Annotated in this window: 22 protein-coding genes; 7 read left to right on the forward strand and 15 right to left on the reverse strand. The window is 65.8% G+C overall.

Annotated features, from left to right (window positions below):
* Positions 1-15: 15 nt before the first annotated feature.
* On the reverse strand, positions 16-783 hold the full coding sequence (locus HV793_RS25050) for an AraC family transcriptional regulator (protein WP_119449973.1): 768 nt from the start codon (positions 781-783) through the stop codon (positions 16-18).
* A gap of 179 nt (positions 784-962) precedes the next feature.
* Between HV793_RS25050 and HV793_RS25055 the strand changes: the two genes are divergently transcribed.
* Positions 963-1,775 carry a sulfite exporter TauE/SafE family protein gene (locus HV793_RS25055; RefSeq protein ID WP_119449974.1) on the forward strand — a complete coding sequence of 271 codons (813 nt, stop codon included), beginning with the start codon at positions 963-965 and terminating at the stop codon, positions 1,773-1,775.
* A 209-nt stretch (positions 1,776-1,984) separates the two neighbouring features.
* A complete protein-coding gene (locus HV793_RS25060) occupies positions 1,985-2,392 on the forward strand; it encodes a DUF4168 domain-containing protein (protein ID WP_125470564.1) in 408 nt (135 codons plus the stop codon).
* A 40-nt stretch (positions 2,393-2,432) separates the two neighbouring features.
* On the opposite strand, the gene HV793_RS25065 is transcribed toward HV793_RS25060, so the two are convergent.
* Entirely contained in the window at positions 2,433-2,873 is a 441-nt protein-coding gene (locus tag HV793_RS25065) for a helix-turn-helix domain-containing protein (RefSeq protein WP_054452829.1), read from the reverse strand.
* Positions 2,874-2,953: 80 nt separating this feature from the next.
* Here HV793_RS25065 and HV793_RS25070 point away from each other — a divergent pair, with 80 nt between their 5' ends.
* The 3 genes from HV793_RS25070 to HV793_RS25080 all read left to right on the forward strand — a co-directional run bounded on the left by HV793_RS25070 (position 2,954) and on the right by HV793_RS25080 (position 4,870).
* Positions 2,954-3,448, forward strand: coding sequence for a DUF2938 domain-containing protein (locus HV793_RS25070; protein ID WP_175214104.1), 495 nt, complete (start codon positions 2,954-2,956; stop codon positions 3,446-3,448).
* Positions 3,449-3,530: 82 nt separating this feature from the next.
* A complete protein-coding gene (locus HV793_RS25075) occupies positions 3,531-4,082 on the forward strand; it encodes a GNAT family N-acetyltransferase (RefSeq protein WP_233564528.1) in 552 nt (183 codons plus the stop codon).
* Positions 4,083-4,171: 89 nt separating this feature from the next.
* Complete coding sequence (locus tag HV793_RS25080) at positions 4,172-4,870, forward strand: glutathione S-transferase family protein (protein WP_054452837.1); 699 nt, start codon at positions 4,172-4,174, stop codon at positions 4,868-4,870.
* Positions 4,871-4,895: 25 nt separating this feature from the next.
* Here HV793_RS25080 and HV793_RS25085 read toward each other — a convergent pair whose 3' ends face one another.
* The 6 genes from HV793_RS25085 to HV793_RS25110 form a co-directional block, all read right to left on the reverse strand.
* Positions 4,896-5,657, reverse strand: a complete 762-nt coding sequence (locus HV793_RS25085; protein WP_042794334.1) for an ABC transporter permease — start codon at positions 5,655-5,657, stop codon at positions 4,896-4,898.
* The gene (locus HV793_RS25090; protein ID WP_054452839.1) at positions 5,654-6,577 is read right to left on the reverse strand and encodes an ABC transporter ATP-binding protein; all 924 of its coding nucleotides are present in this window, start codon (positions 6,575-6,577) and stop codon (positions 5,654-5,656) included. Before HV793_RS25090 ends, HV793_RS25085 begins: the two co-directional genes overlap by 4 nt.
* A gap of 104 nt (positions 6,578-6,681) precedes the next feature.
* A complete protein-coding gene (locus tag HV793_RS25095) occupies positions 6,682-7,611 on the reverse strand; it encodes a dihydrodipicolinate synthase family protein (RefSeq protein WP_175214105.1) in 930 nt (309 codons plus the stop codon).
* A gap of 2 nt (positions 7,612-7,613) precedes the next feature.
* Positions 7,614-8,786 carry an L-rhamnonate dehydratase gene (locus HV793_RS25100; protein ID WP_118932506.1) on the reverse strand — a complete coding sequence of 391 codons (1,173 nt, stop codon included), beginning with the start codon at positions 8,784-8,786 and terminating at the stop codon, positions 7,614-7,616.
* Between the two features lie 45 nt (positions 8,787-8,831).
* Positions 8,832-9,866: a 4-hydroxythreonine-4-phosphate dehydrogenase PdxA gene (locus HV793_RS25105; RefSeq protein WP_054452843.1), complete on the reverse strand. Its 1,035-nt coding sequence runs from the start codon at positions 9,864-9,866 to the stop codon at positions 8,832-8,834.
* Between the two features lie 7 nt (positions 9,867-9,873).
* Positions 9,874-10,848 (reverse strand): Bug family tripartite tricarboxylate transporter substrate binding protein, encoded by a 975-nt coding sequence (locus tag HV793_RS25110; RefSeq protein ID WP_175214106.1) that lies wholly within the window; start codon positions 10,846-10,848, stop codon positions 9,874-9,876.
* Positions 10,849-10,973: 125 nt separating this feature from the next.
* Here HV793_RS25110 and HV793_RS25115 point away from each other — a divergent pair, with 125 nt between their 5' ends.
* Both HV793_RS25115 and HV793_RS25120 read left to right on the forward strand, forming a co-directional pair.
* A complete protein-coding gene (locus tag HV793_RS25115) occupies positions 10,974-11,906 on the forward strand; it encodes a LysR family transcriptional regulator (protein ID WP_054452847.1) in 933 nt (310 codons plus the stop codon).
* 109 nt (positions 11,907-12,015) lie between these two features.
* A complete protein-coding gene (locus tag HV793_RS25120) occupies positions 12,016-12,357 on the forward strand; it encodes a zinc ribbon domain-containing protein YjdM (protein WP_054452849.1) in 342 nt (113 codons plus the stop codon).
* Between the two features lie 46 nt (positions 12,358-12,403).
* On the opposite strand, the gene HV793_RS25125 is transcribed toward HV793_RS25120, so the two are convergent.
* The 7 genes from HV793_RS25125 to ccoN form a co-directional block, all read right to left on the reverse strand.
* Positions 12,404-12,640, reverse strand: coding sequence for a hypothetical protein (locus HV793_RS25125; protein ID WP_054452851.1), 237 nt, complete (start codon positions 12,638-12,640; stop codon positions 12,404-12,406).
* Between the two features lie 15 nt (positions 12,641-12,655).
* Positions 12,656-12,865: a FixH family protein gene (locus HV793_RS25130; RefSeq protein WP_054452853.1), complete on the reverse strand. Its 210-nt coding sequence runs from the start codon at positions 12,863-12,865 to the stop codon at positions 12,656-12,658.
* 20 nt (positions 12,866-12,885) lie between these two features.
* A complete protein-coding gene (gene ccoG / locus HV793_RS25135; protein ID WP_054452855.1) occupies positions 12,886-14,376 on the reverse strand; it encodes a cytochrome c oxidase accessory protein CcoG in 1,491 nt (496 codons plus the stop codon).
* Between the two features lie 76 nt (positions 14,377-14,452).
* Entirely contained in the window at positions 14,453-15,403 is a 951-nt protein-coding gene (gene ccoP / locus HV793_RS25140; RefSeq protein WP_054452857.1) for a cytochrome-c oxidase, cbb3-type subunit III, read from the reverse strand.
* Positions 15,400-15,576, reverse strand: a complete 177-nt coding sequence (locus tag HV793_RS25145) for a cbb3-type cytochrome oxidase subunit 3 (RefSeq protein WP_054452859.1) — start codon at positions 15,574-15,576, stop codon at positions 15,400-15,402. Before HV793_RS25145 ends, ccoP begins: the two co-directional genes overlap by 4 nt.
* A gap of 2 nt (positions 15,577-15,578) precedes the next feature.
* Complete coding sequence (gene ccoO / locus HV793_RS25150; protein ID WP_175214107.1) at positions 15,579-16,313, reverse strand: cytochrome-c oxidase, cbb3-type subunit II; 735 nt, start codon at positions 16,311-16,313, stop codon at positions 15,579-15,581.
* A gap of 10 nt (positions 16,314-16,323) precedes the next feature.
* A complete protein-coding gene (gene ccoN / locus HV793_RS25155) occupies positions 16,324-17,811 on the reverse strand; it encodes a cytochrome-c oxidase, cbb3-type subunit I (protein WP_054452861.1) in 1,488 nt (495 codons plus the stop codon).
* Positions 17,812-17,864 lie beyond the last annotated feature (53 nt).

A 17,864-nucleotide genomic window follows, 5' to 3' on the forward strand; every position in this document is an offset into this window, starting at 1 on the left:
TAGTACCAACTGCCCTCAGCCCTCGCGCAGATACTCCGTGGGCGGACGGCCCAGCACCCGCCGGAACATCGTCGAAAACGACGCCGGGCTCTGGTAGCCGAAATCCAGCGCAATGGCGGTCACCGACTCGCCCGAGGCCAGGCGGGCCAGGGCCAGCACCACGCAGGCGCGCTGCCGCCATTCCGAAAACGCCATGCCCGTCTGCTGTCGGAAATGGCGGCTGAAGGTGCGCGGACTCATGTGCAGGCGCTCGGCCCAGGCCTGCGGCGCCGCGCGCGCGTCAGGCGCGGCGATGAAGGCCTTGCACAAGGGCGCCAGGCGCCTGTCGCGCGGCAGCGGGATATGCAGCGGCAGCACCGGCGCGCGCTCGACCTCGTGCAGCAGCAGCGCTGCAAGCGCGCCGTCACGCCCCGCCAGATCGTAGGCGGGTGGCATGTCGACCGCGTCCAGCAGCAGCTGCCGCAGCAGCGGCGACACCTCGATCACTTCGCAGGCCTCGCGGTCCGCGCGCGCCGCTCCCGGCTCGATGTAGGCGCTGCGCGTGCTGACGTCCAGCATGCGGACCTGGTGCGTCACGCCCGCCGGGATCCACACCGCGCGCTGCGGCGGCACCACCCAGTTGCCGTCGCGCGTGACCACGTGCATGACGCCGGTGGCGCCATACAGCAGTTGCGCGCGGCGGTGCGCGTGGGCCGGCAGCAGCCGGCCAGGCGGATAGTCGTTGCCGATGGCGACGACGGCGCGGTTCAGATGGTCGTAGCGGTCGATGTGGGTATTGCGCATAGCCTGGGGCGCATAGCCTGGGGCGCATAGCCTGGGGCGCATAGCCTGGGAATCATGGCCCGTTCAAGCGCCTTCACGGCAGGTCGATTGGCCGAAACTCGAATATTATTGTCTCATCCTCGAAAGCGGGCCAAGGCCGGCCGCCGTATCGTGGCGTTTTCCCCTGGAAGGACGCAGCAATGCTTTATCTGGTTCTGGCCCTGTTCGGCTGCTTGAGCGGCGTGACGACCGTGCTGTTCGGCTTTGGCGGCGGCTTTGTCGTGGTGCCTGTGCTGTATGCGGTGTTGACGGCCGCGCACGGCGCGCACGACGCCATCGGCCTGGCGGCCATGCACATCGCGGTGGCCACTTCCACCTGCGTCATGATCGTGAATTCGGTGGCGGCCACGCGCAAGCACCAGCGCGCCGGCAACATCCTGCGGGCCTATGTCTGGCCCCTGGCCGGCTTCATCGCCGCAGGCGCGGCGCTAGGCGCGCTCGCCGCCACGCGCGCCAGCGGCGACTTCGTGCGCTACGCCTTCATCGCCTACCTGGGCGTGACCATCCTGGATTGCCTGCTGCGCCAGGGTTTCATGGCGCAGCAGGACGCGTCTCCCCAGCCCCTGGACCGTGGCGTCCTGGTCGGCGGCGGCGTGATCATCGGCGCGGTGGCGGCCTTCCTGGGCGTGGGCGGCAGCGTCATGACGGTGCCGCTGCTGCGGCGTCGCGGCCTGCCCATGGCCAAGGCGGCCGCCATGGCCAACCCGCTGACGCTGCCGGTGGCGGTGGTGGGAACGCTGGCCTACATGGCGGCGGCCGGCGGCCTGGCCGAGCCGCTGGCGCCTTGGATCGTGGGCTATGTGGACCTGCTGGCCTTCGCCGCGCTGGCGCTGGGCTCGCTGGTCGGCATCCGGTTGGCCGCGCCGCTGATCCCGCGCATCCCCGACCGCCTGCACGCCCGCGTCTACGTGCTGCTGCTGGCGCTGGTAATGCTGAGCATGCTGATCGTGTAGACCCGTCCCGCATAAATTTAAGGAAACATCGCGGCCAGCAGCGACTACGAAACCGCGCAAAACGTTTCCGCCGCGCCCCGGGGGACTCCCTCCCGGGGCGCGCGCCGATCCCGTGGCCTGCCGAAACAGGAAAACACATCGCGAAACTTGCCCCCGCACCGCCCCGGTCGTCATCATGGCCCGACATTCAACCGGAACAAGGAGGTTTCATGCAGCGTTCCACTTATGCATTCCTGTCCGCCGCCGTGCTGGCGACGGCGCTGTCCGGTGCTCCCGCCCTTGCGCAGCAAGCCAGCCAGGCGCAAGGCCAGGCCCAACCGCGCATGGCGCCCCCACCCGCGATCCAGCCGACCGACCAGCAATTGCAGCGTTTCGCTTCGGCTTCGCAGAAGATTTCCGGCGTCGTCGACGAATACCGTCCCAAGGTCGACGCCGCCAAGACAGATGCCGCCAAGCAGAAGGTCGTCGAGGAAGCCGACGCCAAGATGGTGAAGCTGGTGCAGGCCGACGGCCTGAGCGTCGAGGAATTCAACGGCATCGGCCAGGCCATCCAGCAGGACCCCCAGCTCAAGCAACGTTTGATGAGCATGGGCAAGGGCGCCCCCGCCGCGAAGTAGGGTAAGGCTCTCCGAGAGCTAGTGTTGGCGCCATCCGTCCTCAGGAACGGATGGCGTTTTTTTTCTTTGCGACGGCCGGAGCCGTTCTGCTTTGCTTCACCCTGCCGGAAGCCGCCTTCAGCAAGCGCTGGAAAGTCGGGCATTGCGCATGGTTGGCGGCAGGACATACCGCCGCATGGCGCAGGCCCTGACTCATCGCCCGCAGGCGCTTGATGGTCGCATCTATGCTGTCGGCCTTGTCCAGCAACAACTGCCTGTCCACCCGCAACGCGCCGTCGGGCGCAAGCATGGCCTGGATCTCGTCCAGCGACAGGCCGCCGGCCTGCCCCAGCGCAATCAGCGCCAGTTGATCCAGCACGCCGGGCGCAAAGCGCCGGCGCTCGCCGGCGGCGCTGACCGCCGCGATCAAGCCCCTGTTTTCATAGAAGCGCAGCGTGGAGGCCGGCAGGCCCGTGCGCCGGGCGACTTCCGAAATATCCATGGCGTCCTCCTTGACTTGAAGTTGACTTCAACTTCTATCATGCCTGCAAACGATGCGGTCATCAACGGAAGGAACAGGACATGGAATCGATGGAATTGGCGGCGAAAGTGGTTTTGATCGGGATCGGCGCGACGGTCGTGATGGACCTGTGGGGCATGCTCCAGAAAGCGCTGGGCATGCCCACGCTGGGCTACGCGCTGGTCGGCCGGTGGGCCGGCCACCTGTGCCGGGGCAAGCTCGCCCACGCCAATATCGGCCGGGCCGAGCCCATCGCGGGCGAATCGGCGCTGGGGTGGACGATCCACTACGCCGTGGGCGTAGCCTTCGCCGCGCTGCTCGTCGGCGTCCAGGGCGCGGCATGGTTGCGTGATCCCACATGGCTGCCCGCGCTGGCCGTGGGCGTGGCAACCGTCGTCATGCCGTTTTTCGTCATGCAGCCCGCCATGGGCGCGGGGATTGCAGCGTCCCGCACGCCCACGCCCTGGAGGAACCGCCTGCGCAGCCTGGCGACGCATGCGGTGTTCGGCTGCGGCCTTTATCTGTCGGCGGCGGCGCTCAGGCTGCTGTGGAACTGAGCGCGAATCGCCCAGGCTCCTGGCGGCGCAACTATGATGACGCCAGTTCGGGATACCCGAGCGAAAGGAACCAGGAGGCGTTGTGACCTTGACGGCAAACGAGACAAACCAGCTGACGATCCGCCGCGCACGCGTGGAAGATGCCCCCGCAGTATTGCGGGTCTTCGACGAAGTGATCGCCTGGTTCGTGGACATGGGCAATGAGGGGCAATGGGGCAGCGAGCCCTGGTCGGCCTTGCCCAAGCGCATCGCCAACGTGACCGAAGCCTGCGCGCTGCCCGGGGCGTGGGTCGCCGAGGAACCGGGCGGGGGCATCCATGGCGCGCTGGTGCTGGGCGCATCCATGCCCTATGTGCCTGCGGCGACCGCACCAGAAATCTACGTAAGGTTGCTGGTGGCCTCGCGCGACGACCGGGCGCGCGGCCTGGGCCGGCGCCTGTTGGCATTTGCCGATGAGCAGGCGCGCGCCGCCGGCGTGGAACGCATGCGGGTGGACTGCTACGGCGGCGGCAGCGGCGCTCTGGTGCGCTTCTACGAATCCTGCGGCTACGAACGGATTTCGACCTTCGACGTGAATGGCTGGCCCGGCCAATTGCTAGGCCGCACGCTGGCCCGGCCCGACGCCGGCAAATAGCGGGTCCGGCAAGCCTGAGCCACCCGCCCTGCGCAACCGGTTATCCTGTTCCGGATTCCCTCACCGACACGTAGAAGGAGCGCAGTATCTTGACCCCGGATCTCACTCTCTATGACCTGGCGGGCGCCGACGCCTCGCTGCGCTTCAGCCCGCATTGCTGGAAGACCCACATGGCCCTGGCCCACAAGGGCCTGACCGCGGCGACCGTGCCCTGGCGCTTCACCGAAAAGGAAGCCATAGACTTTTCCGGCCAGAAGCTGGTGCCGGTGCTGGTGCACGGCGACCATGTCGTCAGCGATTCCTGGCAGATCGCGTGCTACCTGGAAGACACCTTCCCCGAGCGGCCCTCGTTGTTCGGCGGCGCCAGCGGCCGTGCGCTGAGCCTTTTCGTGAATTCATGGTCGGACACAACCCTGGTGCCGACGCTGGCGCGGCTGCTGCTGCCCAGCATCCACGGCCTGATCCATGAAAAGGACCGGGACTATTTCCGCGCCACGCGGGAGAAGCGCTTCGGCCGGCTGGAAGACCTGCCGGCGGGCTATGAAGACCAGATCGCCGCGCTGCGCGCGGCGCTGCTGCCCTTGCGGCAGATGCTGGGCAAGCAGCCCTATCTGGCGGGCGCGCAGCCGGCCTATGCCGACTACGCGGTGTTTGGCATGTTCATGTGGGCGCGCTGCACCAGCACGCTGGAACTGCTGGCCCAGGACGATCCGGTCCACGCCTGGCGCGAGCGCCTGCTCGATGCCCATGACGGCCTGGCCCGCCGCGCGCCGGCGGCCCAAGCCTGAGCCACCGTCCCCCTGTCCGTCTGGGCTAGGTCTTCAGCCGGTAGCCGGTCTTGAAGATCCAGCGCACGCCGATCAGGCAGGCCAGCAGGAACACCAGCGTCATGCCCACGCTGACGCCGACGCTGACGTCCGCCACGCCATAGAAGGCCCAGCGAAAGCCGCTGACCAGATACACCACCGGATTGAACAGCGTGGCGGTCTGCCAGAACGGCGGCAGCATCTTGATGGAATAGAAGGTGCCGCCCAGGAAGGTCAGCGGCGTGATGATCATCAGCGGGATGATCTGCAGCTTTTCGAAGCCATCCGCCCAGATGCCGATGATGAAGCCGAACAGGCTGAAGGTCACGGCCGTCAGCACCAGGAAACCCAGCATCCAGAACGGATGCGCGACCTCGAACGACACGAACAGGCGCGCCGTGGCCAGCATGATGAGCCCCAGGATGATGGACTTGCTGGCGGCAGCGCCCACATAGCCCATGACGATCTCCACGTAGGAGATGGGCGCCGAGTGGATTTCGTAGATGGTGCCCGAGAAGCGCGGCATGTAGATGCCGAAGGACGCGTTGGCGATGCTTTGTGTCAGCAGCGACAGCATGATCATGCCGGGCACGATGAAGGCGCCGTAGCTCACGCCGTCGATCTCGACCATGTGCGAACCGATGGCGGAACCGAACACCACGAAATACAGCGAGGTGGAGATCACGGGCGACAGCACGCTCTGCATCAGCGTGCGCCACGCGCGGGCCATTTCAAACAGGTAGATAGCGCGGATGGCGTAGAAGTTCATGATTGACCGTGCACCAGGCTGACAAAGATATCCTCGAGCGAGCTTTCCGACGAATTCAGGTCGGTGAATTCGATCTCCAGGCGCGAGAGCTCATGCAGCAGCCGGGAGATTTCCCCGCCGCCCTGGTTGTCGTAGGTGTAGACCAGCTTGTGGCCGTTGTCGGACAGGTCCAGCTGGAAGGCGTCCAGCGCCGTGGGGATGCCCGGCAGCGGCGCCTTCAGCGTCAGCGCCAGCTGGCGCTTGCCCAGCTTGGCCATCAGCGCGTGCTTCTCTTCGACCAGGATGATCTCGCCCTTGCGGATCACGCCGATGCGGTCGGCCATTTCCTGGGCTTCCTCGATGTAGTGCGTGGTGAGGATGATGGTGACGCCGCTTTCGCGCAGGCGCCGCACCATTTCCCACATGCCGCGCCGCAACTCGACGTCCACGCCGGCGGTGGGCTCGTCCAGGAACAGGATCGCGGGTTCGTGCGACAGCGCCTTGGCGATCATGACGCGGCGCTTCATGCCGCCCGACAGCGCCATGATGCGGCTGTCCTTCTTGTCCCACAGGGACAGGTCGCGCAGCACCTTTTCGATGTAGGCGTGGTCGGTCGGCTTGCCGAACAGGCCGCGGCTGAAGTTGACGGTGTTCCAGACGCTTTCGAACGCGTCGGTGGAAATTTCCTGGGGCACCAGGCCGATCTTGGCGCGGGCCGCGCGGAACTCCGTGAGTATGTCGTGGCCGTCTGCCAGCACGCGGCCGGCGGTGGGATTGACGATGCCGCAGATGATGCTGATCAGCGTGGTCTTGCCCGCGCCGTTGGGCCCGAGCAGGGCGAAGATCTCGCCGCGCCGGATATCCAGGTTCACGCTCTTGAGCGCCTGGAATCCGGATGCGTACCGTTTGGATAGATCCTGAACTGAAATGACCGGCTGCACACGCGCCCCCGACTGGATGGATAGCCAGGGATTTTAACCGTCACGCGTGACAGGCTTGTTCGCCGTGACGGAACAGTGTGTTTGGCAGGCTGATCAATCCCTGCTCAGCGTGCCCAGCGCAGGACCAGCGGATCAAGACGGCTCGCGGTCTCCAGCAGGCCCTGCCGGACCTCTGCGCGCATGGCCGGCCAAGGGTGGCGCGGCGCATCGCACGCGATCACGCCGCCGGCCTTCATCAAGGCCTTGGCCGTGAGGATGCCGCCCTGCCGGTTCTCGTAATTGATCAGGGGCAACCAGCGCTCGTACAGGCGGTAGGCCTCGTCGCGCCTGCCTGCGCGATGGGCCTCGATGATGGGCCGCAGGCCATCGGCGAAGCCCCCGCCGGTCATGGAGCCGGTGGCGCCGGCATCCAGGTCGGGCAGCAGGGTGATGGCTTCCTCGCCGTCCCAGGGCCCTTCCACGGCCTCGCCGCCCAGCGCGATCAGGTCGCGCAGCTTGCTGGCCGCGCCCGCGGTTTCGATCTTGAAGTAGGCGACGTGCTCGATCTCGCGCGCCATCCGCGCCAGCGCCGCCGCCGACAACGGCGTGCCTGCGACCGGCGCATCCTGGATCATGATGGGGATATCCACCGTGTCCGACACGCGCTGGAAGAATCCCGCCACCTGTTCCTCGGACACCCGGATCGTCGCGCCGTGGTAAGGCGGCATGATCATCAGCATGGCGGCGCCCTGCTCCTGCGCGCGCCGGCTGCGCGCGGCGCAGACCTGGGTGCTGAAGTGCGTGGTGGTCACGATCACCGGCACGCGGCCGGCGACGTGCTCCAGGATGGTCCGCGTCAGGATTTCGCGCTCGTCGTCCGACAGCACGAACTGCTCGGAGAAATTGGCCAGGATGCAAAGGCCATCCACGCCCGAGTCGATCATGAAATCCACCGCGCGCTTCTGGCTGGGCAGATCCAGCTCGCCGGATTCGGTGAAGGTGGTGGGCACGACCGGGAATATGCCGCGATAACGCGGGTTCTGGTAGGTAGCCATGTTCATTCGATGATGTTGAAGTCTTTGAGGTATTCCGTCTTCAACGTCAGGCCCAGGCCGGGCTTGTCGTCGTCCAGGTCGATGAAACCTTCCTTGGCCACCGGCTCGCCGTCGAAGATGTAATAGAACAGCTCGTTGCCGACTTCCACGTCGAACATGGGGAAGTACTCGCTCATGGGCGAGGCCAGCGTGCTCATGGTCAGGTGGTAATTGTGCATCTGGCCGGCATGCGGCACCACCGGCACGCTGTAGGCCTCGCACAGCGCGTTGATCTTGTGCGCCGCCGTGATGCCGCCCACGCGGTTGGTGTCGTACTGCACCACCGACACCGCCTTGCGGTCCAGCAACTGTTTGAAGCCATAGAGCGAGAATTCGTGTTCGCCGCCGGAGATCGGGATCGAGGTCAGCTGGTTCAGTTCCGCATAGCCGTCGATGTCGTCGGCGATGACGGGCTCTTCCAGCCAGCGCGGCTCGAACTTTTCCAGCTTGGGCAGGATGCGCTTGGCGTACTCCAGGTTCCAGCCCATATAGCACTCCAGCATCAGGTCGGTGTCGTAGCCGATCACCTCGCGCACCGCCTCCACCGACTTCAGGTTCTCCGACACGCCCTTCTGCAGGTGCGCCGGACCGTAGCCGAAGCGCATCTTGAAGGCCGTGAAGCCCTGGTCCAGATAGGTCTGGGCCTCTTCCTGCATGGCCTTCAGGTCGGTGCGGTAGAGCTTGGAGTAGTAGACCGGGATCTTTTCCTTGGTTCGGCCGCCCAGCAGCTTGAAGACGGGCTTGTTCACCGACTTGCCCAGGATGTCCCAGATGGCCAGGTCCACCGCCGAAATCGCGGCCATGGTCACGCCCTTGCGGCCCCAGGCGTGGGTGGAGCGGTACATGCGCTGCCACAGGTATTCGTAATCCCAGGGATCCTGCCCGATCACCAGCGGGGCCAGGTACTGGTCGATGATGGCCTTGGCCACGCGCGGCGCCAGCGCCACGTTGCCCAGGCCCACGATGCCGTCGTCCGTCTCCACCTCGACCACGGTCCAGCCGTGGAAGCGGAAGGTGCTCATGGTTTCCTGCTTGGAATACAGCAGGTCCATGGCGTTGGAGCAGAAATTGCCCTGCGGCGGCACGGTCTTGCCGGTCCACTCGTAGACGCGGGCGCGGACGGATTTGATCTTCATGAGGATTTCCTGCTTGGAATAAGGGTATGGAATGAAAGCGGCGGATCAGCCCGCCCGCGTGCGCGATGCGCGGTGCGACAGGCCCATGCGGCAGGCGATGAGAAAGGCCTGCCAGGTGGCGTCCAGATTGGCGCGGCCCTGGCCGGCGATGTCGTAGGCGGTACCGTGGGCCGGCGTGGTGATGGGAATGGGCAGGCCGCCCTGCACCGTCACTCCACGCGAAAAGCCCAGCAGCTTGATCGCGATCTGGCCCTGGTCGTGGTACATGGTGACGATGGCCTGGAACTCGCCGGCCTGGGCCTTCAGGAAGATGGTGTCGGCGGGGAACGGGCCCTGCACCGGCAGCCCCTCATCGTTCAGTTGCCGCACGGCGGGCGCGATGATGTCCACCTCTTCGCGGCCGCAGGTGCCGCCGTCGCCGCCATGCGGATTGAAGGCCGCCACCGCCACGCGCGGCTCGGCAATGCCGTTGGCCTGCAACGAACGGTAGATCAGCCGGGTAGCGTCCTTGATGCCGTCGATGCTGAGCGCGGCCGCCGCGTCCTTCAACGGAATATGCGAGGACACGCGCGAAGTCCACAGGTCGCCCAGGGTATTGAACTCGCAGAAGTAGCCGGTCACGCCCAGATACTGCGCAAAGTGGTGCAGTTCGTCGTCGTGCCCCAGGCCGCCCAGCTTCATGGCGTACTTGTTCAGGGGCGCGAAGCAGATGGCGTCGACGTGGCCGTCGCGCGCGGCGTCCATGCAGGCGTTGAGCACCCGCAGCACCGACGCGCCGCCCGCGGCCTCGGCCTGGCCGACATGCACCTGGCCGGGGTCGATGGTATCCATCCCCAGCCAGGCGGGCGCGCCGGTGTCCGGCCGGCCGCGCACCGCCTCGATGCTGTCCACGGGCTGGGTGGCGACCTGCACGCCCGCCACCCGCTGGCCTTCGCGCCACAGCCACTCGTCGCCCACCAGCACGATGTTCGCCTGTTGCATGGCTTCGGGTCTGGCCAGCAGGCGGGCGATCAGTTCGGCGCCGATGCCTGCGGGGTCGCCCAGGGTCAGGGCGATGACGGGTTTCTGCTGCTTGCTCATGTCTGGGTCATTCCACGGAAATGTTGTTCTTCTTGATGACGCCGGCGTAGCGCTGGTTTTCGCTCTTATGGAACTGCGCGAACTGCTCCTGGCTCATCGGGTTGATGTCGGCGCCGATCGCCTGCAGGCGGGCCTGCGTGTCGGGCAGGGCCAGGATGCCGTTGACGGCGTCATGGATGCGCTTCTGGTTGGCAGCGGGCGTGGCGCTGGGCGTGTAGATGCCGTACCAGGCGCTCATTTCCACGCCTGGGACGCCGGCCTCGGCCATCGTCGGCACGTCGGGCAACTGGGCGTTGCGCTTGGCGCTCAGCACGGCCAGCGCGCGCACCTTGCCGCTCTTGATGTGGGGGATCACGGAAGACGCGGTCTCGAACGCGATCTGCACTTGCCCGCCCATCAGGTCCACCAGCGCCGGGCCGCTGCCGCGGTACGGGATGTGGATCATCTGCACTCCGGTAGCGTCCTTGAACAGCTCGGCGGCGATGTGCTGGGTGCTGCCCGAGCCGCTGCTGGCAAAGTTGTAGGTGCCAGGCTTGCTCTTGAGCAGAGCGATCAGTTCCTGCACCGACTTGGCCGGCACGTCGTTGTTGACCACCAGGATGTTGGGAACGGCGCCCACGAACACCACCGGCGTCAGGTCGCGGTCGTTGTCATAGCCCAGCTTCAGCAGGTGCGGCGCGATGGCATGGGCGGTAGAGACCCCCATCACCATGGTGTGGCCGTCCGTGGACTTGGCCGCCAGGTCGGCCGCCAGCGTATTGGACGCGCCCGGCTTGTTCTCGACCACCACGGTCTGCTTGAGCAAGGGCCCCAGCTTGTCGGCCACGGCGCGCGCCATGGCGTCGGTGCCGCCGCCCGGCGCGGATCCCACCAGCAGGCGCAGGGGCTTGTTGGGCCAGTCGGCGGTCTGCGCCTGGACGGGCGCCAGGGCCGACAGGCACAGGGCGCCGGCCGCCATCGCGGCCAATAGCCTAGTCTTCATGGTTGTCTCCTTGGTTGGTTTTTTGCCCGTTGAAGAGGCAATCTTTTGTGAGTCCATCTTAGAAAGAAGCGCTGTTTCCGTAAAATGAAACTTTTGCACTAATCGTTCACCTGAGGCGATCAATCATGGAACGCGCGATCCACGTCCCTTCCCTGTTGGCCCGGCTGCGCATGCGGCAGATCGTCCTGTTGCTGGCGATCGAGGAACGCGGCACGCTGCGCGCCGCCGCCAGCCAGCTCAACATGACCCAGTCCGCGGCCAGCAAGATGCTGCACGAGCTGGAACTGGCCATCGGCCAGCCTCTATACGGACGGGTCGGCCGCGGGCTGGCGCTGACCGCGGCGGGCGAATGCGTGATGGGGTACTTCCGGGGCATGCGCGGCACGGTCTCGTCGCTGGCGCGCGAACTGGAGGAGCTGCGCCTGGGCAGCGCGGGCAAGCTGTTCATCGGCAGCATCATGGCCGCATCGCCCGGCCATCTGACCGACGCCCTGCTGCGCCTGAAACAGACCTATCCGCTGCTGGCGGTAGAAATCTCCACCGGCACCAGCGACCTGCTGATCGGCCGCATGAACGAAGGCAAGCTGGACGTGGTGATCGGCCGCATGCTGACCCTGTCGGACAGCCAGTACGTCTTTCGCCCGATCGGCGACGAGGCGCTGTCGGTGATCGCGTCGGTGGACCATCCGCTGGCCGGCCGCAAGCGCGTGAGCTTTGACGCCATGCTGGACTATCCCTGGGTGCTGCAGCCGCATGGCAGTCCGATGCGCGACGTCATCGAACAGGAGTTCCGTTCGCACAACGCCTCCACGCCCAGGGGCCTGATCGAATCAGCGTCCATCCTGACCACGACGAACCTGGCGATGAAATCGACGATGCTGGGCGTGATTCCGGAATCGGTGGCCAGCCGTTACGCGGCGCATGGCCTGCTGGCGATACTGCCCTACCAGATCCGGCAAAGCCTGACGGCCTTCGGCAGCATCGTGCCGCGCGACCGTCCGCTGAGCGCCGCCGCGCGGCATTTCGTGGGCTTGCTGCATGGCGACGCAACAGCTTGAGAGCGCGCAATACAAAGGGGGAAAACTCTCGCGGCGCAGGGGAAAACAGCATGCCGCGCAGTACAATCGCGTGTTGCGCATCGCGCGTTTTTTACACTGAGGTCCACACGTGAGCGCACTGCCCGCCTGTCCCAAATGCCAGTCCGAATACACCTATGAAGACGGCGCCCTCTACGTCTGCCCGGAATGCGCGCATGAATGGCCGGCGCAGGCCGCGGAATCTGCCGATGAAGCCGCGCGCGTCTACCGCGACTCGGCCGGCAATGTGCTGCAGGACGGCGACACCGTCACCGTCATCAAGGACCTGAAACTCAAGGGTTCCGGCGGCGTGATCAAGATGGGCACCAAGGTCAAGGGCATCCGCCTGGTCGATAGCGACCACGACATCGATTGCAAGATCGACGGCTTCGGGGCGATGAGCCTGAAGTCGGAGTTCGTGAAGAAGGTATAGGCCGCCGCTTGCGACGGCCCCGGGCCGCGGCCACGCCGCGCCCCGGCTACAGGTCCTCGGGTTCCTCGGCCTTGGGCATCAGGTAAGCGGTCAGCGTGCTGGACAACCCCGCCATCACCCACAGCACGAAGAAAGACACGGTGTAGAAGCCGGTGCGTCCGGTAGGCACATGCCCGAAGATCGCCACATCCAGGGGGTCGATCAGGGCGAAGATCAGCGCGCTCCCCGCCGCGGCCGCCATGAAGGACGGCCACAGGATCCACATCAATGATCGCAAGCCCATCTGTGTTCTCCCCGATTACGGATTGGCGCTGGACGCGGCCTGCTCGATGACCAGGCCGCGCTTGACCACGCCCTCCTGGATCGGCTGATTGCTGAAGTTGGTGAAAGCGAAATAGATCGTGACGAAGCAGCCTATCATGGCCACGAACGGGCCGGCCATCAGGATCCAGGGCCAGGGCTCGCGGTACCAGGGCTTGGCGGTCTTGGCGGGTTGGGCGGCGGTCATGGGCTTGTCCTTTTCAGTATTCAATCGGGTACGTAGAAGCTGGCGGGCTCGTCGGTCTCGACCGGACGGCTCTCGCCGTCCTGGCCGCGCGCGCGCAGCGTGATGGCATGGGCGCCCGGCTCGGCGCCAGCCGGCGCGCGGATCACCATGGGCACCAGCTTGTTGGCCGCCGCCTCGACGTCGACCGTGTCCGAGCCCTGCTGTCCCATCATCACCTTCAGGCCGGGCATGCCCTCGACCGAGAGCTGCAGGCGCATCGGCTGGTCGGAAGTATTGATGATCTGCAGGCGGTACACGTTTTCGATCATGCCGCCGGCCACTTCGCGCCCCAGCGCGCCGCGGTCACGGATCACGTCCACCCGCAAGGGGTTGCGCATGGCCAGCGACGCCACGAAAGCGATGGCCAGCGCCAGGATCAGCGTGCCGTAGATCAGCACGCGCGGACGCAGCAGATGGGAGCGGGCGCTCTTGGCGGACAGCCCGTCCAACATGGCGCGTTCCGAGGTATAGCGGATCAGGCCGGGCTCGTACTGCATCTTGTCCATGACCTGTTCGCAGGCGTCGATACAGGCGCCGCAGCCTATGCACATGTATTGCAGGCCGTCGCGTATGTCGATGCCGGTCGGACAGACCTGCACGCACAGGCTGCAATCGACGCAGTCGCCCAGCCCGGCGGCCTTGTGGTCCACCTTGCGCGAGCGACCGCCGCGCGGATCGCCGCGGCGCTTGTCGTAGGTGACCACGAAGGTGTCGGGGTCCACCATCACGCTCTGGAAGCGCGCGTACGGGCACATGTACTTGCACACGGATTCGCGCATGAAGCCGGCGTTGCCCCAGGTGGCGAAGCCGTAGAACAGCATCCAGAACCACTGCCAGGGGCCGAGTTGCAGCGCGAACAGCTCATGGCCCAGTTCGCGGATGGGTGCGAAATAGCCGATGAAGGTGGAGCCCGTCCACCAGGCCAGCGCGATCCACAGGAAATGCTTGGTGAGTTTCAGGCGCACCTTGCGCCAGGTCCAGGGCGATTCGTCCAGGCGGATGCGCGCGACGCGGTCGCCTTCGACCTTGCGCTCGATCCACATGAAGATCTCGGTGTACACGGTCTGCGGACAGGCGTAGCCGCAGAACAGCCGCCCCGCCACCGCCGTGAACAGGAACAGCGCCAGCGCCGAAATCACCAGCAGCACCGCCAGGTAGACCACGTCCTGCGGCCACAGCACCAGGCCGAAGAGATAGAACTTGCGCGCGCCCAGGTCGAACAGCACGGCCTGGCGGCCGTTCCATTGCAGCCATGGCAGGCCGTAGAAAATCAGCTGGGTCAGAAAGACGAACGCGATGCGCCAGCGCGCGAAGATGCCGCTGACGGACCGCGGGTAGATCTTGCTGCGCACGCCCGCCAGCGTCTGCTCCAGGGTTTCCGTCCCCGGACGCGGCGGCCTCACATGCGGCCGCCAGGGCGGCGGGTCACCGTCAGGCGTAGTGCCGACCCTTGCGGCTGACCCATCTTCCATTTCCTGCTCCCTGCTGTATGTCCAGTGATATGGGGGCCACGCCAGGCGCGGCCCCCAAAAACGCGCTGTAAAGCCTTTACTTCGTTGCCGTGCCCGGCGCGGCGCTGGCCGTCGCTTCGGGCTTGTTCGACAAGCCCCAGACCCAGGCCGTCAGGATCTTGATCTGCTCCGGCGTCAGGATGTCGCCATGCGCCGGCATGCGATTGTCGCGGCCATCCAGGATGGTCTTGACGATGGTCGCTTCAGAGCTGCCGTAGAGCCAGACGTCGTCCGTCAGGTTGGGCGCGCCCAGCGCCTGGTTGCCCTTGCCGTCGACGCCGTGACAGGCCACGCAGTAATTGGCGAACTCGCGCTTGCCGCGGAACACGCGGACCGGATCCGCCGTCAGGCCCGACAGCGAGCGCACGTACTGGGCGATATCGGCAGCCGTCTTGGCGTCGATCGCGGCCTTCCAGGGCGGCATCACGCCCACGCGGCCCTGCGTGATGGTCTGCATGATGGCTTCAGGCGAGCCGCCGTGCAGCCAGTCGCCGTCGGCCAGGTTGGGAAAACTGGGGCCGCCCTTGGCGTCCGAGCCATGGCATTGCGCGCAGGTGTTCAGGAACAGGCGCTGGCCGATTTCGCGAGCGCCTGGATCCTGGGCGATCTGCGGAATGTCCATGGTCTCGAAGCGCGCGTAGATCGGACGCACGGCTTCGGCCATCTTGGCCTGCTGCCTGGCCACTTCCTCGGTGCTGCTGTAGCCCAGCTGGCCCTTGTACTCACCCAGGCCCGGCATGAAGAACAGATAGCCCAGCGCGAAGGCGCAGGCCAGCAGGTACATCCAGGTCCACCAGCCCGGCACCGGGTTGTTCAGCTCGGTCAGGTCGCCGTCCCAGACGTGGCCCGTGTCCTCGACCTTGCCGTTGGCCGGCTTGGTGCTGAGCCAGCGGCGCTGCGTGTACAGCAGCCACACGCACCAGACCACGCCGCCCACGGCGACGATCGAGATGAAATACCCCCAGAAGCCGCTAACGAAATCGCTCATGACCGATTCGCTCCATCTTGTTGTCCCTGCCCGAACTCATCGGGCAGTGCGAACGGCAGCATGGCCGATTCGCGGTTGGCGCTCTGGCGGCCGCGCGAGCAGGCCCACCAGACGATGCCGAAGAAAGTTGCCATCGAAATGGCGGTGACGACGGCGCTCAGATAGCCCAGCATGGTCAGCCTCCCGCGGCCGCGGGCGCGGCGGCTTGGGTGGCGGGTTGCGCCGCAGGTTGTGCGGCGGCCTTCTTGGCCTCTTCCGCCTTCTTGGCCTGCTCGGCCTGCTTCGCCTTGCGCACGCCCACGCCCAGCCCTTGCAGGTAGGCGACCAGCGCGTCTTCCTCGGTCTTGCCTTCGATGGCCTTGGGCGCCTCGGCGATCTCCTCGTCCGTGTAGGGCACGCCCAGCTTGCGCAGGGCGCGCATGCGGTCGCTCACGTTCTCGCCAGTGATGACGGTCTTTTCCAGCCAGGGATAGGCGGGCATGTTGGACTCCGGCACCACCTTGCGCGGGTCGCGCAGGTGGATGCGGTGCCAATCGTCGGAATAACGTTCGCCCACGCGCGCCAGGTCGGGACCGGTACGCTTGGAGCCCCACAGGAAGGGACGGTCAAAGACCGATTCCGAGGCCAGCGAGTACGAACCGTAGCGCTGCACTTCGGCCGCCAGCACCCGCACCTGCTGCGAATGGCAGCCGACGCAGCCTTCGCGGATGTAGACGTCGCGGCCCATCAGGCGCAGCGGGCTGTAGGGTTCCACGCCCGCGATGGGCTGGGTCGTGCTGTGCTGGAAGAACAGCGGCACGATCTGGACCAGGCCCGCGAAGGACACCACCAGGATGCTGGCGATGATCATCCAGCCGATGTTCTTCTCGAGCGTCTGGTGCGAAAAGAAACCAGATTTATTGTTGGCCATGATGTCCTCGTCAAACAGTGGCCGGCACAGCGGTCGCGGGAACCGGCTGGCGTGCGGCATGGGGATCGTCTTGCGGAATGGCGGGGTTGACCGGCTGCGCCCCGCGCACCGTCATCCACACGTTCCAGGCCATGACGAACACACCCGACAGGAACAAGGTGCCGCCCAGCAAACGGATCAGGTAGTACGGGACGCGCGTCTTCAGCTCTTCCACGAAGCTGTAGACCAGCGTGCCGTCGCTGGCGGTGTCGCGCCACATCAGGCCCTGCTGCACGCCGGCGATCCACATGGCGGCGATGTACAGCACCACGCCGATGGTCGCGATCCAGAAATGCAGTTCGATGGCCTTGACGCTGTACATCTTCTCGCGGCCGTACAGGCGCGGGATCAGGTAGTAGAGCGAACCGAAGGAGATCATGGCGACCCAGCCCAGCGCGCCGGAGTGCACGTGGCCGATGGTCCAGTCCGTGTAGTGCGACAGCGCGTTGACCGTGCGGATCGACATCATCGAGCCTTCGAAGGTCGACATGCCGTAGAACGACAGCGCCGTCACCATGAACTTCAGGATCGGATCGGTGCGCAGCTTGTACCAGGCGCCCTGCAGGGTCATGATGCCGTTGATCATGCCGCCCCAGGACGGCGCCAGCAGGATCAGCGAGAAGGTCATGCCCAGCGACTGGGTCCAGTCGGGCAGCGAGGTGTACAGCAGGTGGTGCGGGCCCGCCCACATGTAGGTGAAGGCCAGCGCCCAGAAGTGGACGATGGACAGGCGGTAGGAATAGATGGGACGGCCGGCCTGCTTGGGCACGAAGTAATACATCATGCCCAGGAAGCTGGTGGTCAGGAAGAAGCCCACGGCGTTATGGCCGTACCACCACTGCACCATGGCGTCCTGCACGCCCGAGTAGGCGGAATAGGACTTCCACATCGACACCGGCATTTCAATGTTGTTGAAGATGTGCAGGATGGCGATGGTCAGGATGTACGAGCCGAAGAACCAGTTGGCCACGTAGATGTGCTTGGAACGGCGCTTGATGATGGTGCCGAAGAACACGATGGCGTAGGCCACCCAGACCAGGGTGATCAGGATGTCGATGGGCCATTCGAGTTCGGCGTATTCCTTGCTGCTGGTGAAGCCCATGGGCAAGGTGATGGCGGCGGCGACGATGACGATCTGCCAGCCCCAGAACGTGAAGGCGGCCAACGGGCCGCAGAACAGGCGCGCCTGACAGGTGCGCTGGACCACGTAGTACGACGTCGTAAACAACGCGCTGCCGCCGAAGGCGAAGATCACCGCGTTGGTGTGCAGCGGGCGCAGGCGGCCGTAGCTCAGCCATGCGGTGTCAAAGTTCAGCTGCGGCCAGATAAGCTGCGCAGCGAGAAAAACGCCCACAGCCATGCCGACGATGCCCCACACTACCGTCATGAGCGCGAATTGCCTCACGATCTTGTAGTTGAAGGTATCGGCCTTGCTTGCGATTGCGGCGCAATCGTTCATCGCCCTTCCCCTAAAGTTACAGATAGCTCCAGGCTGCAATGATGGGACTAGTC

The sequence above is a fragment of the Achromobacter aegrifaciens genome, from assembly GCF_902859965.1.
GTDB classification, from domain to species: Bacteria; Pseudomonadota; Gammaproteobacteria; order Burkholderiales; family Burkholderiaceae_B; genus Achromobacter; species Achromobacter aegrifaciens.

Bases quoted from the DNA above. Each gene is read 5' to 3' on its own strand.
- HV793_RS25050 (WP_119449973.1), bottom strand. From the start codon at position 783: ATGCGCAATACCCACATCGACCGCTACGACCATCTGAACCGCGCCGTC.
- HV793_RS25055 (WP_119449974.1), top strand. From the start codon at position 963: ATGCTTTATCTGGTTCTGGCCCTGTTCGGCTGCTTGAGCGGCGTGACG.
- HV793_RS25060 (WP_125470564.1), top strand. From the start codon at position 1,985: ATGCAGCGTTCCACTTATGCATTCCTGTCCGCCGCCGTGCTGGCGACG.
- HV793_RS25065 (WP_054452829.1), bottom strand. From the start codon at position 2,873: ATGGATATTTCGGAAGTCGCCCGGCGCACGGGCCTGCCGGCCTCCACG.
- HV793_RS25070 (WP_175214104.1), top strand. From the start codon at position 2,954: ATGGAATCGATGGAATTGGCGGCGAAAGTGGTTTTGATCGGGATCGGC.
- HV793_RS25085 (WP_042794334.1), bottom strand. From the start codon at position 5,657: ATGAACTTCTACGCCATCCGCGCTATCTACCTGTTTGAAATGGCCCGC.
- HV793_RS25095 (WP_175214105.1), bottom strand. From the start codon at position 7,611: ATGGCTACCTACCAGAACCCGCGTTATCGCGGCATATTCCCGGTCGTG.
- HV793_RS25100 (WP_118932506.1), bottom strand. From the start codon at position 8,786: ATGAAGATCAAATCCGTCCGCGCCCGCGTCTACGAGTGGACCGGCAAG.
- HV793_RS25105 (WP_054452843.1), bottom strand. From the start codon at position 9,866: ATGAGCAAGCAGCAGAAACCCGTCATCGCCCTGACCCTGGGCGACCCC.
- HV793_RS25110 (WP_175214106.1), bottom strand. From the start codon at position 10,848: ATGAAGACTAGGCTATTGGCCGCGATGGCGGCCGGCGCCCTGTGCCTG.
- HV793_RS25115 (WP_054452847.1), top strand. From the start codon at position 10,974: ATGGAACGCGCGATCCACGTCCCTTCCCTGTTGGCCCGGCTGCGCATG.
- HV793_RS25125 (WP_054452851.1), bottom strand. From the start codon at position 12,640: ATGGGCTTGCGATCATTGATGTGGATCCTGTGGCCGTCCTTCATGGCG.
- HV793_RS25130 (WP_054452853.1), bottom strand. From the start codon at position 12,865: ATGACCGCCGCCCAACCCGCCAAGACCGCCAAGCCCTGGTACCGCGAG.
- ccoG (WP_054452855.1), bottom strand. From the start codon at position 14,376: ATGGAAGATGGGTCAGCCGCAAGGGTCGGCACTACGCCTGACGGTGAC.
- ccoP (WP_054452857.1), bottom strand. From the start codon at position 15,403: ATGAGCGATTTCGTTAGCGGCTTCTGGGGGTATTTCATCTCGATCGTC.
- HV793_RS25145 (WP_054452859.1), bottom strand. From the start codon at position 15,576: ATGCTGGGCTATCTGAGCGCCGTCGTCACCGCCATTTCGATGGCAACT.
- ccoO (WP_175214107.1), bottom strand. From the start codon at position 16,313: ATGGCCAACAATAAATCTGGTTTCTTTTCGCACCAGACGCTCGAGAAG.
- ccoN (WP_054452861.1), bottom strand. From the start codon at position 17,811: ATGAACGATTGCGCCGCAATCGCAAGCAAGGCCGATACCTTCAACTAC.